General features: G+C 66.8%; 12 protein-coding genes. 3 read left to right on the top strand and 9 right to left on the bottom strand.

Annotation, left to right across the window (positions count from 1 at the left end; genetic code table 11):
- Positions 1 to 303 precede the first annotated feature (303 nt).
- Positions 304 to 426 (bottom strand): YjiS-like domain-containing protein, encoded by a 123-nt coding sequence (locus Q8M82_RS09560; RefSeq protein ID WP_305691131.1) that lies wholly within the window; start codon positions 424 to 426, stop codon positions 304 to 306.
- A 114-nt stretch (positions 427 to 540) separates the two neighbouring features.
- Here Q8M82_RS09560 and Q8M82_RS09565 point away from each other — a divergent pair, with 114 nt between their 5' ends.
- The gene (locus tag Q8M82_RS09565; RefSeq protein WP_305691167.1) at positions 541 to 1,410 is read left to right on the top strand and encodes a Crp/Fnr family transcriptional regulator; all 870 of its coding nucleotides are present in this window, start codon (positions 541 to 543) and stop codon (positions 1,408 to 1,410) included.
- 12 nt (positions 1,411 to 1,422) lie between these two features.
- On the opposite strand, the gene Q8M82_RS09570 is transcribed toward Q8M82_RS09565, so the two are convergent.
- From Q8M82_RS09570 to Q8M82_RS09585, 4 genes are all read right to left on the bottom strand, one after another.
- Positions 1,423 to 3,144: a cache domain-containing protein gene (locus tag Q8M82_RS09570; RefSeq protein WP_305691132.1), complete on the bottom strand. Its 1,722-nt coding sequence runs from the start codon at positions 3,142 to 3,144 to the stop codon at positions 1,423 to 1,425.
- Between the two features lie 33 nt (positions 3,145 to 3,177).
- Complete coding sequence (locus tag Q8M82_RS09575) at positions 3,178 to 4,080, bottom strand: ABC transporter substrate-binding protein (RefSeq protein WP_305691168.1); 903 nt, start codon at positions 4,078 to 4,080, stop codon at positions 3,178 to 3,180.
- Positions 4,081 to 4,509: 429 nt separating this feature from the next.
- Complete coding sequence (locus Q8M82_RS09580) at positions 4,510 to 5,352, bottom strand: class I SAM-dependent methyltransferase (protein WP_305691133.1); 843 nt, start codon at positions 5,350 to 5,352, stop codon at positions 4,510 to 4,512.
- Positions 5,353 to 5,432: 80 nt separating this feature from the next.
- Complete coding sequence (locus tag Q8M82_RS09585) at positions 5,433 to 5,807, bottom strand: DUF1127 domain-containing protein (RefSeq protein WP_305691134.1); 375 nt, start codon at positions 5,805 to 5,807, stop codon at positions 5,433 to 5,435.
- 271 nt (positions 5,808 to 6,078) lie between these two features.
- On the opposite strand from Q8M82_RS09585, the gene Q8M82_RS09590 reads away from it, so the two are divergent.
- On the top strand, positions 6,079 to 6,303 hold the full coding sequence (locus Q8M82_RS09590) for a hypothetical protein (RefSeq protein WP_305691135.1): 225 nt from the start codon (positions 6,079 to 6,081) through the stop codon (positions 6,301 to 6,303).
- A gap of 165 nt (positions 6,304 to 6,468) precedes the next feature.
- On the opposite strand, the gene Q8M82_RS09595 is transcribed toward Q8M82_RS09590, so the two are convergent.
- Positions 6,469 to 7,551: a phosphatase PAP2 family protein gene (locus Q8M82_RS09595; protein WP_305691136.1), complete on the bottom strand. Its 1,083-nt coding sequence runs from the start codon at positions 7,549 to 7,551 to the stop codon at positions 6,469 to 6,471.
- Between the two features lie 44 nt (positions 7,552 to 7,595).
- Entirely contained in the window at positions 7,596 to 9,401 is a 1,806-nt protein-coding gene (locus tag Q8M82_RS09600) for an adenylate/guanylate cyclase domain-containing protein (RefSeq protein WP_305691137.1), read from the bottom strand.
- Positions 9,402 to 9,555: 154 nt separating this feature from the next.
- Here Q8M82_RS09600 and Q8M82_RS09605 point away from each other — a divergent pair, with 154 nt between their 5' ends.
- A complete protein-coding gene (locus Q8M82_RS09605) occupies positions 9,556 to 10,986 on the top strand; it encodes a S8 family serine peptidase (protein ID WP_305691138.1) in 1,431 nt (476 codons plus the stop codon).
- Between the two features lie 44 nt (positions 10,987 to 11,030).
- Here Q8M82_RS09605 and Q8M82_RS09610 read toward each other — a convergent pair whose 3' ends face one another.
- Together Q8M82_RS09610 and Q8M82_RS09615 are read right to left on the bottom strand one after the other, a co-directional pair.
- The gene (locus Q8M82_RS09610; protein WP_305691139.1) at positions 11,031 to 11,813 is read right to left on the bottom strand and encodes an enoyl-CoA hydratase/isomerase family protein; all 783 of its coding nucleotides are present in this window, start codon (positions 11,811 to 11,813) and stop codon (positions 11,031 to 11,033) included.
- 24 nt (positions 11,814 to 11,837) lie between these two features.
- Entirely contained in the window at positions 11,838 to 12,677 is an 840-nt protein-coding gene (locus tag Q8M82_RS09615; RefSeq protein ID WP_305691140.1) for an ABC transporter ATP-binding protein, read from the bottom strand.
- Positions 12,678 to 12,680 lie beyond the last annotated feature (3 nt).

Raw genomic sequence — 12,680 nt, forward strand, 5'->3', positions numbered from 1 at the left:
TCGGGGATCTCGCGGTTCAGGGTTGGCGTTCGCAACCCAAACCTAACCGGCAATCGCCGATGACCACCCTCAGCTACACCACGCGATGGGACACGACCGATGAAATCCCGACGGTCGATGCAGCGGCCATGGCTTACTGTCGCGCTGCCGCCGCGGCTGACTGGCCTTCCACATACGTTCGAGATTAACCAGGCCGCGGTGGAGAAGCGCCTCGGCGATCCCTCGCCGCTTGCCGGCGGAGACGACATGCAGGTCAGCGAATCGCCCGGAACAGTCCGGTCAGTACGGGCGGCGCTTTCGGTATCATCGCGGCGCCCAGTCGACCACCTCCATGCGAGTCAGGCCGATGTCGTTCAGCGTCCGGTCGTCGAGGCGCGTCGCGCCGTCGCCGGGGCGCCGGTCTCCGGGCGTCCGGGTCAGCTGCATGCGCACGCTCCGCAGCGCCCGGGACATCCGCGCTAAGAAGGGGCACTCCCCCCTGCGCGCCGCCGGCGCGGCCTCCCGCAGCGGTTCGAGCGCTGATAGTCCCGATTGCGTATTGTGACGGTTGGAAACATTCGACATTGTCGGATTCCCTGTGGGATCGGCTCGCGCCATGACCGCGTCGGCGCGGCGGAGCCGCCGATCGGCTCGGGGTTTCTGGGGCGTTCAGGCCAGAGTTTCTGTGCGCCGGATCACAGAGGCTGCGGCCGGTGTCGTCAGGGTTCGATTCCGGAGGCCCGCCCGATGACCGATGGTCCCCATCGCGTTGTGAGCCTGCTGTCCGCCAACCCCTTCTTTGCGGGCTTCACCGAGGATGCACTGGCGAAGATCGCGGCGATCTGCCGGTTGCGAGACCTTCCCGCGCGCGAGATACTGTTCCTCAGGGGCGATCCGAGCGACGGTCTCTACGCCATTCGACGCGGCCTGATCCGCATTGGAACGACGGATGATCTCGGCAGGCAGATGACGATGAACCTCCTGGGCGGCGGCGACGTTTTCGGCGAAATCGCGCTGCTCGACGGCCAGTCCCGGACGGCCGATGCAGTGGCGCTGGAGGACACTGCTATGTTCTTTCTGCCGCGACGTGATTTCCTGAGCCTGCTCGATCGCGAGTCGTCGATCGCGCAGCAACTGATCGGCCTGCTTTGCGCCCGGTTGCGGGACGTCATCGGCCGTATGGAGGAGACAACGTTCCTGCCGGCGGCGATCCGGCTCGCGCGACGCATCCTGATGCTCGCCGCCGATTTCGGGACGGAGGTCCATGCCTCTCAGGAGGAGCTCGCATCGCTTACCGGCGTGACGCGCGAAACCGTCAACCGGCAGCTCCAGTCCTGGAAGCGCACCGGCGTGATCTCCCTGGCGCGAGGACGCCTGGTGATCCACGATCTCGACGTTTTCAGGCAGCTGGCGAAGGTCGATGCCAGCTGAGGCGCCTGCAGCCTATCCCGCGTCGCCATCGGCAGCGGCGAACACAGGGACGAGCCGGTCGAAGCCCTTCAGCATCCGCGCATCCCGCTCGACAAGGCGCACCCGTCCGCGGACGGCTCTGGCGGCGACCGCGTCGACGAGGATTTCCGCATCGGCCGCGCTCGCGCACAGCCGCGAGGCGAGATTCACGACGGTGCCGATCGCCGTGTAGTCGAGCCGGGCACCGGAGCCGATCCGCCCCACCGTCGCCGGGCCCATCGCCAGCCCCACGCCAAAGCCAAGCCCGTGGTCGAGCAAGAGCGACCGCACGCTCCTCTGCATGTCGCGCGCCATGTCGATGGCGCGCAGCGCCGGATCGGGACAGGCCACGGGGGCGTTGAGCAGCACCATCATGCCATCGCCGGAGAAGTGCGTCAGCGTGGCCCCGTAAACGCTGACCACCTTGTCGAGGGCGTCGTAGTAATCGCTCAGGACGCCCATCACGGCTTCGGGCTCGGCGCAACCGGAAAAGGCGGTGAAACCCCGCAGGTCTCCGAACACCACCACCACTTCGATGCGGCGGCCGTCGAGCACGCCGTCGTCGCTCGACCGGTCGACCAGTTCGGCCACCTGCGGTGCGAGAAAGCGCTTGAGCCGGATGATGCGTTCCGAACGCTCCTGCGATACAGCCAGTTCGCCCGCCATCTCGTTGAAACGCGTCGCCAGCCGCTCGAACTCGTCGCCCGTGCCGAGGTCAATCCGGTGGTCGAATTGCCCGGCCCCTATCTGGGTGACCCCCTCTTCCAGAACGCGGATCGGGCCGATCATGCGCTGGGTCAGCCAGTAGGCGAGCGCAGCCGCGAGAGCCGCGCCGCCGAGCAGCGATGCGACCGTGCGCCACAGCGTCGCGTAAATCGGCCCGAAGGCCTCGGCGACGGGCTGCTGGACGACGACGCTCCAGTCGACGGCAGGGATCCGCGCCATCGCGGCGAGCACGGTCTGTCCCGCGACGTCGTGTCCGGTGACCGCCCGGCCGCCTTGCGCGAGTATGCCTGCCCGCAGCGCCTTGAGCGGCCGTGTCGCCGTCTCGTCGGCCCGCAGAACAAGGCTGATGTCGGGATGCGCGACGAGGCGCCCCGGCTGATCGAGCACGAACGCTTCCCCCGTTCGTCCGACACGGATTGCCGAAATCACGTCCCAGATCAGCTTGAGATTGACCTCGGCCACGACGACGCCGACCGCCGCGCGGTTGCCCGCCACGGCAATGGTCATGAAGGGTTCGGAGCCGGCATGGAACGTCACGGGGCCAAACCAGATCGGGCTCGATTTGACGCCGACGACCGCCGGGTTCGCCGAGTGGTCGGCGCCGCCCTCGCTTCTGTTCAGGCCGATGCGCGAGACAAACAGCCGCTCCCGCCCGGCGGCGTCGACGAGGGTCAGGCTGACGACCGCCGGCACCTGCCGGAGCAGGCGAAACGCGTCGAGCCTGCGCCTTTCGTCGGCGCTTTCCGACCATGGCAACTGCACGGTCCAGGCAAGCTGGTCACCGATGCCGTCCATGAATTCCTGTATCTTCGCTGCGGCAGAGCGGGCTTCCGCATCGAGAAGATCATTCAGCCTCGCGCGTTGGTCATGGTAGCCAAACCAAGCTTCGCTTCCGCCCGCGACCAGAAGCGGCACGACGACCGCCGCGAACAATGCGAGAAAGTATCTTGCGAAGAGCGAGCTTCGTGGGGCAGGTGGCGCATGGGTCACCGTCTCAGCTCCTGCGCCGGCTCATCGGCCAGGTCACTCGATCACGACGTCGGCGCTGCTCAGGAGCGATGGCGGGATGGCCAGTCCGAGCCCGTTGGCCGCCTTGAGGTTGACGAACAGCTCCACCTTCGTCACACGCTGGACCGGCAGATCGGACGGTTTCTCGCCCCTGACGATCCGGCCGGCATAGATTCCGGTGTGGCGGTGCGACTGCTGGAAATCGCCGCCATAGCTCATCAATCCGCCGGCGATCGGGAAATCCCGCGCCTGGGTGATCGTGGGTACGCCGTGCCGAATCGCCAGCGCCGCAAGCTGGTGGCTGCGATAGGCGAAATAGGGATCGGAGGTGAAGACCAGTCCACCAACCCGCATCTCGGAGGCGGCCCTGAACACATCGTTCAGCTCCGCTTCGCTGCTGGCGGTCAGAATGCGAAGCTGCAATCCGAGACTGTCCGCCGCCGCGTGCAGGTTCTTCAGCTGCAGAGCAGAGGTCGGGCTGGTTGTGTTGACGGCCACCGCGAATGTCGTGGCGTTCGGGAACAACTCGCTCATGAACTCCAGCCGTTTGCGCGAGACCTCCACGCTCAGGCTGGTTACGCCGGTGAGATTGCCGCCCGGCCGCGAAAGGCTTGCGACCAAGCCCAGCATCAGAGGGTCGCCCCCCATCTCGAAGACGATCGGGATCGTGGTGGTCGCGGAGCGTGCGGCGAGCGCCACCTCGGCACCGCCGGGAGCGACGATGACGGCGACCCGGCGGGCGGCGAGGTCCATCGCGAGCGCCGGCAGGCGGCTATACCGGCCCTCTGCCCAGCGAAAATCGATCGCGACATTGCGCCCCTCGACATAGCCGGTCTCCGACAGGCCATCGCGAAAGGCGACGAGGCGACTGGCGTAGGGCTCGGGAGATTCGGAGCCGAGATAGCCGATGACGGGCATAGCCTGCTGCTGCGCGGAAGCCGCGACCGGCCAAGCCGCCGCAGCGCCGATCAGTGTGATGACGTCGCGACGTGTCGTTGGGCCGGCGTGGCCAAAGGCGCAGGACTCGAAACGCACGGCCGCTCCCTCCGGACCGACGTCTGCGGTGACGCGGGAACGCTGATCTGATCCCGAGCTCGCTGTTCAGCATAGCCGGATGACCAGCGGCGCGAAAGCTGTCGGATTCAGACCTGGCTCATGAGCTGCGCCACGGCTGGCGACACGGCGCCGTCGCCGGGTCGCGTCCATTGCGTGCGCCTCGGAGACGTTCGGTTCCCCACATGCCGGCGAGAGGGAAAGAGGTGTGCGGCAAGCTGGCGACGCCGCAGTTCGAGACCAAGCGGGCTGACTGCCGGCGCCGCAGCGCCGGCAGTCATTGCAGAAGGAATGCTACCGCCGCGTGACGACGATCTCGAGATAGCTGCTCGGCACGATCACGGTCCCGTCGCGCGACCGGTTGAACTGTGCGACCAGCATCAGCAGATCGTCCTCCAGCGCCTTCTGTTGCGGCGGCGTCAGTGCCGCGAACGCCTTCAGGACAGGTCCGTAGTAGGTCTTGAATATGTCGAGCCAGTGGTCTCGCGAGCGATAGCGGAAGACGAAGTCGGTATGCGTCGCATGGATGCTCGCGCGGTCCGGGCGAAACAGCTCGGCCAGACGGGCATGCGTTCCCCACAGCGCCGGCGAGCGTGCGCCGGGAGGCGGCGGGACATGCCTGCCGATCGTCCTGAAGACATGGCCGATGAAGCCATCCGGCGTCCAGTTGGCCAAACCTATCCTGCCGCCGGGTCTGCAGACGCGCAGCAGCTCCGCGGCGGCGCGCTCCTGATCTGGCGTGAACATCACCCCGAAGGTCGAGATGACCACATCGAAGCAGCCATCCGCGAAAGGCAGCGCTTCCGCGTCGGCTTCACGAAAGGCGATCTCGAGGCGCTCGGCCTCGGCCCGCTCGCGGCCTCGATCGAGGAGCGCCCCGACATAGTCGGTGCTGGTCACGTCGCACCAGCGCCGCGCGGCCGCCAGACTGGCGTTGCCATTCCCGGCGGCGACGTCGAGCACGCTCTGGCCCGCGCGCAGATCGAGCGCCTCGCACAGGCGCTCGCCGACGATCTGGAGGGTGGTGCCGATGACGCAGTAATCTCCCGACGACCAAGCGCCGTGCTGGCGTGCCTTGATCGCCTCATAGTCGATGGTCTCCGGTGCAGTGCTTTCACGCGTGGCTGTGGCCGGCATGGTCGTTCTCCCTTGTGAGGTGTCATTTTGACAGGCTGGCGCGGCTCCCGCGGCCCCGCCAGGCGCCTCGCGCCGCTGGCTCAGACGTCGCGGCCGTGGATCGGCACGCCGAAGACGGCGGCGTCGATCTCGGAGCGGGTGATGCCCATGTCTTTCAACAGCCTGTCGTCAAGGCCGGACAACGTGTTGGCCGCGCGCCGCAGCCGAACCTGTCTGGCGATGCCGCGCAGCTGGTTCGATAGCGCCTCGATGAGCCGCGTCGTCAGGGGACGTCGGGCCGGCTCCCGGCCAGGGGCGACGAATGGACCATGAACCTCGTAGAGAAACTGCTCCCCGAAGATCTGCCCGACCGCCATGCGTCCGACCAGCCGGTCGATCACCGTCTTGCGACGGGGGCGGATCATGTCGGTCAGGTCGCCGACGTCAAAGAAAAGGTCGTCGTTCAGCGTATGCATGTCACGCTCCGTTGCTCAATCCGCCGCCTCCTTTGGCGTGGTGCGGCGTTGTCGCGATTTCGGGAGCGGTGCGTCTGTGATGCTCCGCACAGAGGATAGTTCGGGTCGACTTACCGCGCCGGCTTTTCGGCGCGCTCTTGCGCCTGGATTGCCTGCAAGGGCGCGCGTGGGGCGCGAGGCATGGCCGTATGCCGCTCAGTGACCTGGATCACATCGCCGGCGCCCTCCGCCACGTATCGCTGCCTCCCTCATCAATCGTGGAGCGCGCGCCATGGCCATTGCCGAACATGAACTCGAATTCCATCGCAGGACGGTCGAGCAGGCGCGGAGAGCGGGCCTGTCGGCCTATGTCCTGAACGAGGACGGCAGCGTGCTGCGGATATGGCCCGATGGCAGGAAGCAGTTCATCGTGGTCCGGCACGGCCTGTTGAGCCAGCCTGACCTACGCGACGCATCGCGGCCCATTTCGAACGCCGCAGAATGCGGATGGTCGTGATCGATGTCCGGGACATAGGCGACGACCGGCCGAAAAAGGTCAAGCGTTCGCGCTGGCGCTGTCAGGTTCGGCGTCCCCCTTTCAACGCCTCGACCGAAGCCGACCAAGGTCAGGCCGCCGGAGGGGTTCCATCCGCCGTCTGGCCGATCGCGGTGGAGGTCGGCGTCACTGGCGCGGCTCCCACTCCCGACGCGCGAGGGCAAGCCAGCCGTCGTCGTAGATCGGCTGCCCGGCGATCGACAAAGGCTCGCCGAACGCGTCGCTGAGGTGGTTGTCCGGAACGCCGTCGCCGTCATTGTCGACGCCCCCGGCGATCCGTAGGCATCGGAGCATCAGCGGGAATGCGGCTTCCGCCAGACGCAGACCACCTTTGGTGTCGCTCGGATAATGCACGCCGAGGACCTCGCGGAGCTTCGCGATGCGCTCGGCCAGCAGCCAGAACGGACTCTGCCTGTTTGCGGGGCCTGTCCCAAGCGCGACCGGTGCCACCTGCTCGAGGCATCTCGCAATCAGGAAGGCCTGGGTCGCGTGCCCGCTCGGATAGGCTGGATGCCCCGGAGGATCGATCGGCGCGAGCAGGCTCGGATCGAGGCGGACGGGCCGGGGACGATTATAGACCCCCTTGTAGTACATGCAAAGAAACTGCCCCAGCCGGAGCGCGGTCGCCACGAGGTAATATGTATACGGATGCGTCTGAACATTGAACTGCAGCAAGGCGCGAAAATAGCCGATGATGCCGTTGCGTTGAGCCATGGCCTCCGACATCGCGCCTGATCGAAACTGCGCCAATCGTCGTAGGTGTTTCAACTCTCGCTGAACATTCGAACAGGAATCGCCATCGAGGTCGAAAATGGAGTCGATGTCGTCCGTCATGTCGTTGGGCTGCATCAGCTCGGCCCAGGCGAGTCGGCCCGCGGAATTCTTCAACTGCACGAATTCCGCAAGGACGAGCAACGAGGCGTTGTCGGGGGTGAAGTCGGTCAGGCGCGGCAGGATCGCTTCGGGGGCGATGGGCCAGCAATCGGTCGGCGAGGTCGGCGGCCAGGCGTGGCCCAGGCGCGGCGGCCAGCGATGACCGCGATAATCCGGTTCGACGGGGTTTTGCCGGATCGCCATTTCCGGCGCGACTCCGATGGGACGAAAAGCAGAGCGGCCGCCGCCGCCCAGCGCATCGAAGTTCTCGAAGCCTTCCGCCCCGTCGGCCCCATCGGCTCCGTCGGCCGGCCCGAATGCTGCATCGCGCGCCATGCGTCCCTCCTCGTCAGGAATCTGATGCCGTCACCGTCACACCGTCAGCTCGGAAGTCCCGCCTCCTGCAGATGCGCGGCGAACGCCTCGCGCAGGCCAGGTTCGAAAAACGGCAGGCGTGTGCGCGAGTAGGTCTCCAGCGAGAAGCCGGGGCGCACCGCCATGAACCGGGCGGCGGCCTGCCGTGCATCCTCGCGCGAGCCTGCCGCCGCCAAAGCCGCCGCTAGCAGCAGGAGCGTGGCCCCGTGCAGCGGATTTTCAGCCAGGGAGCGTCGTTGCCATCGCACGGCCTCGTCGAAGCTGCCGCTGGCATAGTGCGCGATACCCAGAAACATGAGTTGCGAATAGCGCATGGGGTCGTGCGGCGAGAGCCGCAGTCCTTGTTCGGCGCGGCGCACCGCCTCCTCGCCATTGCCCAGATAGGCGAGCGTCGCGCTCGACAGCGTCCAAACGAGGGGGTGGTTCGGGCAGGCCGCGAGGGCCTCGCTGAAACAGTGGAGCGCAGCGTCACTGTCGCGCCGCAGCATCGTGTTCATGTGACCCATGGTGGCGAGGGCCAATGCGTTCGCCCTGTCGATACTGGTGGCGCGCGTTGCAAGCGTAAGGGCCTGCGCTGCGTCGTCGTCGGGGTCCTGCGACCATCCGCGTCCGATCCGCACGCTGTGCCAGCGCGCCGCCCAGGCGACCGGCAGGGCGAAGTCGGGCTCCTCCACCATAGCCTCGGCAAGGTAGCTGCGCGCGCGCTCGAACGTGTCGTAATCCGCGCTCCCTATCGTGTACAGGGCCCGCAGCGTCCGATCATAGGCCGTCAAGCTCTCCGGCGCCTTCCGCATGGCGCGCTGGAGTTCGGCGTAGCGCACCTGTGGCGCGAGCAACATGGCGATCTTGCCGGCTACCTCGTCCTGCAGATCAAAAATCTCACCCATTCCGATACGCACGCGCTCGCCCCAGAGCGTCGCGCCCGAATGCGTGTCGCAAAGTTGCAGCGAGATGCTGTACCCCTGGGTCATCCTGCGCATTCGCCCAAGGAGTGCGTAGCGCACGCCGAGTGCGCGGCCGACTTCCCTGGGGTCGGGCTGGCGCCCGCGGAAGATGGCGCTCGAGGCCGGAGACACCACGAACAACTCGTGCAGGCCGGCGAGCGACATGCCTACATCCTCGGCGAATCCGTCCGCGAAATGCGCATCGTCCGCATCCCGGCCCTGATCGAGGAGCGGCAGCACGGCCAGGGATGGCAGCCCTGCGACGGCCGGGATCGGAACGGTGAATCGCACCAGCTCGGTCTCGCTCGCGAAGAGGCGCGCGCGCTTGTGGAAGCCCTTCAGTTCGGCATATCCCAAGTCTCGAAAATCAACCTGGGCAGAGGCGTCCAGCGCGTTCCGCACGCGTTCGGAGATCACGATTCCGCCGGGTGCTGCGTGTGACTGCAGCCGGGCCGCGAAGTTCACCGCATCTCCGAAAATCTGGGAGTTGCTCTCGAACACGTCGCCGACATGGATCCCGATGCGGAGCACGACAGGAACCGGATCGACCGACCCTGCAGCCTCGAGATCTGCCCTTATGCCGCGCTGGATGGCGCGAGCCCATGCGACGGCATCGGCTGCGTTCTGGAACGCGCCCAGGACACCGTCGCCCAGCACGTCCACGATTCGGCCTCCGCGCCGTTGCGTCTCGGGCTCGATCAAGCCGCGCAGGAGGGCCATCCATCGCCGATAGGTGCCGTCCTCGTCTGCGGCCATGAGCGTCGAGTAGCCGACGATGTCGGCGAAGGCGATGGCGACGGTGCGGCGCTCGCCTTGGGCTGGCGCGGCGCAATTTCCGCTGGAGGCGACGTTGGAAGCGAACACCATCGCCACACCTGCCTGCGGCTGGATCCGATCGGTCGGGACGCCGAGCGCCAGGCTCCCGAGGGGTGACGATTATCATGGCGCTCGAAGCGCCCGGACGCTAGTCTTTTGAGATTGGACCGGCGGGAGCCGGCTTGCGGCAGGATCGGGGGCTCTGATGTCGGACCCGAACGAAATCCGCCTGGTATTGTCAGTGCGCGGCTCGCGCGCACTGCGTCAAGCCTACAAGGATCGGGCTGTTGGAAGCGTTCACAGGCTACTCAATGCCCGTCTGCGCTTGGGCCGCAACGACTTGTTCAAGGTGGTTGCCTACCCGTCGAACATCCCAGCTCCCGATGGCGTCGACATCAGTGAGGACAAGCTCCGCGAGTTCCTGGTTTTCGGGATCGTTGTTTCCGGTGGGCCGACGGTCGCGGAAGACTTTGCGAGAAGCGTGAAGCAGCTGGGGTGTGACGTGGCCGTCGGGGCGGACCTTGTGGTCAATCCGGCGCACGACCCATTCTGGACTCATTGGTGCCCGCACGAGGCCGGCGATGGATTGATGGGAGATCGCGCTGCGGCGCTCAGGACGATCCGGGCCGACCCGGCGGTGCTGACGGCGGCAGGGCTCCCAGGGCCCGAGCAGGTCAACCTCGTCTTCGTGGACACTGGCTTGCCGCATGGTCTTCTTCCTACGGGCAGTTTCAAGGGCTGGCCCGTGCGGGAGGACCCCATGCATCCCGGTGGGGCGGTGCGGCTGCCTGGACATCCGTTGACCCCGCACGGTGAGATGGTGGCAAGAAACGCGCGGGCCGTAGCGCTGTCGGCGGCGCCGTCCGCCAAGCTGAGGCTTCTGGATTGCCCGGCGATCCCCGATGGCATCACGCGATTGCCGGTCTTCCTGCATACCGTCGCAGCCGCGCTGTTTCACATATTAGCCACCATTGCCGTCTGGCCGCGGAAGTCAGAGGGCTGGGTGATCTGCAACGCCTGGGCGGTCTTCGATCCGGCCGTGAAACCAGGGCAGCCTCCCTACGCCAATGATCCCCTGCACCCGATCGCGATCGCATTGAGGCTGCTGAACCTCATCGGAGCGGATCTGGTCTTCGCCGCCGGCAACTGTGGCCAATTCTGCCCGAGCCCCCGGTGCTCTCCGGCTTTCACCGGTCCCTTCAGCAGCATCAACGGGGCCAATGCGTTACCGGAGGTGCTGACGGTAGGGGCCGTGCGCGCCGACCGCCTCTGGCTCGGCTATTCGGGACAGGGCCCGGGGATCGCCGGCATGGCCAGGGAGAAGCCGGACATCTGCGCGCCCAGCCAGTTTGCGAGCGACGACTATCCGGGCCACAACACCGGCACCTCCGCGGCATGCGCCCTTGCGGCGGGTGCCGTCGCGCTGCTGCGGACGAAGTGGCGGTCCAGCACGCTGACAACGGACCGGCTCCGCGCCGCAATCCGGCGCAATACGAAACAGCCCTCTGGCCCAGTGGGCTGGCAGGAGCGAACAGGGCACGGCATCCTCGATCTCGCGGCGACCGCAGCGGCATTGAACCAACCTGAACCATCCGCAGTCCGACAAAAGCGCCGGCAGGCAGTCAGGAGCGCATAGGCGGTTTTGCGGGCCGTTAAATCTGGAGATGCGCCGCTCCGCTGTCAGCGGCCGGCGAAAACAGGCGGACGCTTGGCGAAGAACGCGGCAGCGCCCTCCTGCAGGTCGTCGGAATCGAAGATCGACTGCTGCGCCACCGTCGAGCGCGACAGGCCGGCATCGAGCGGCAGATCATCGGCCAGATCGACGAGCTCCTTCGCCAGGCGGTTGGAGATCGGGCCGCGAAGGGCGATCGTTGCGGCCATCTCGCGGGCCGCGGCAAGGGCTGATCGCCCCTCGGCCACCTCGTTCACGACACCCCAGGCCAGAGCCTGCTCGCTTGCGATCGGAGCGCCCGCAAACAGCATCTGCTTGGCGCGTGCGGGGCCTGCGAGCCGCGTCAGCCTGATCGCGCCATTGCCGGCCAGCCCGCCGAGATGACATTCCGGCAGGCCGACCGAGACGCCGGCGCGCAGGATGCGGAGGTCGCAGCACAGCGCGATTTCGAGGCCGCCGCCCAGCGCCGGTCCGTCGATCGCCGCGATGGTCGGCATCGGCAGCCGAGCCAGGTTGCGCAGCACCATGTCCTCGAACAGGATCTTCTGCTCGCTGGCATCGGCCTTCACCGGGCCGAACTCCTTGATGTCGCTGCCCGCGCAGAAGGCCCGCGCCTCCCCGCCATGCAGGATGACGCAGCGCAAATCCTGCCTCTTCGCCAGCGCGGCGAGGATCCGGTTGAGCTCGCGCAGCATCGGACGGGTGACGAGATTGAGCGCACCGTTCGCCAGCAGGATTTCGGCGACGGGGCCGCTTTCGCTCAGGGTCACCAGGCTCGCGGAAGGTGGCATCGTCGCCGCTGCGTCCGGCATCGTTCAGGCTGCGCTCTGCTGCGGCAGGCTGATGCCGTGCAGCACGCCCATCCGCTCGAACTGCTGATGGATCCGGTCGACATAGGCCGCGAAGGCGGCCGCGTCTCCGAGCACGATCGGGCGTGGGCGTGGGAGATCGACCTGGATGTCGTCGATCACCTCGCCGGGGCTCGGGCTCATCACCAGGATGCGGTCGGACAGGCCGACGGCCTCCTCGACGCTGTGGGTGATGAAAACCACGGTCGGGCGCCGGCGCAGCCACAGGCTTTCGAGGTCGGTGCGGACCTGAAGTCGCGTCAACGCGTCGAGCGCGCCGAAGGGCTCGTCCATCAGGATGACCGGCGGCTCGTGCACGAGGGTTCGGATCAGCGAAACGCGCTGGCGCATGCCGCCCGAGAGCTGGTTGGGGTACTTGTCCATCGCATGTTCGAGGCGCAGCTGCGCGAAGAGGTCCTTGGCGCGTCGCGCCAGCACCTCCCGGTCGAGACCGCGGATGTCGGCATGCAGCATCACGTTCTCGAAGGCGGTGCGGAAATCGAGCAGAAGGTGGTCCTGGAAGGCGATGCCGACATCGGTGATCGGCTTCGTCACGACCTTGCCGTCGACCGTGATCTCGCCGGTGGAGCGCGCCAGAAGGCCCGCGACCATCAGCATGAGCGTACTCTTGCCGCAGCCGGACGCACCGACGACGGAAATGAACTGGCCCGCGGGAATCGTCACGTCGAGGGGTTTCAGGGCCCGGAATGGCTTATCGGTATCCGAGCCGAAGACCTTCGAGACGTTTCGAATCTGGATCGTCACGCCCGATTTCGCGGCGCTGTCGTTCACGGTCTTGTCGGTCATGGG

This window comes from Allobosea sp. (genome assembly GCF_030694325.1).
Classification (GTDB): domain Bacteria; phylum Pseudomonadota; class Alphaproteobacteria; order Rhizobiales; family Beijerinckiaceae; genus Allobosea.

Bases quoted from the DNA above. Each gene is read 5' to 3' on its own strand.
- Q8M82_RS09560 (WP_305691131.1), bottom strand. From the start codon at position 426: ATGCAGCTGACCCGGACGCCCGGAGACCGGCGCCCCGGCGACGGCGCG.
- Q8M82_RS09575 (WP_305691168.1), bottom strand. From the start codon at position 4,080: ATGCCCGTCATCGGCTATCTCGGCTCCGAATCTCCCGAGCCCTACGCC.
- Q8M82_RS09580 (WP_305691133.1), bottom strand. From the start codon at position 5,352: ATGCCGGCCACAGCCACGCGTGAAAGCACTGCACCGGAGACCATCGAC.
- Q8M82_RS09585 (WP_305691134.1), bottom strand. From the start codon at position 5,807: ATGCATACGCTGAACGACGACCTTTTCTTTGACGTCGGCGACCTGACC.
- Q8M82_RS09590 (WP_305691135.1), top strand. From the start codon at position 6,079: ATGGCCATTGCCGAACATGAACTCGAATTCCATCGCAGGACGGTCGAG.
- Q8M82_RS09595 (WP_305691136.1), bottom strand. From the start codon at position 7,551: ATGGCGCGCGATGCAGCATTCGGGCCGGCCGACGGAGCCGATGGGGCC.
- Q8M82_RS09600 (WP_305691137.1), bottom strand. From the start codon at position 9,401: ATGGTGTTCGCTTCCAACGTCGCCTCCAGCGGAAATTGCGCCGCGCCA.
- Q8M82_RS09605 (WP_305691138.1), top strand. From the start codon at position 9,556: ATGTCGGACCCGAACGAAATCCGCCTGGTATTGTCAGTGCGCGGCTCG.
- Q8M82_RS09610 (WP_305691139.1), bottom strand. From the start codon at position 11,813: ATGCCACCTTCCGCGAGCCTGGTGACCCTGAGCGAAAGCGGCCCCGTC.
- Q8M82_RS09615 (WP_305691140.1), bottom strand. From the start codon at position 12,677: ATGACCGACAAGACCGTGAACGACAGCGCCGCGAAATCGGGCGTGACG.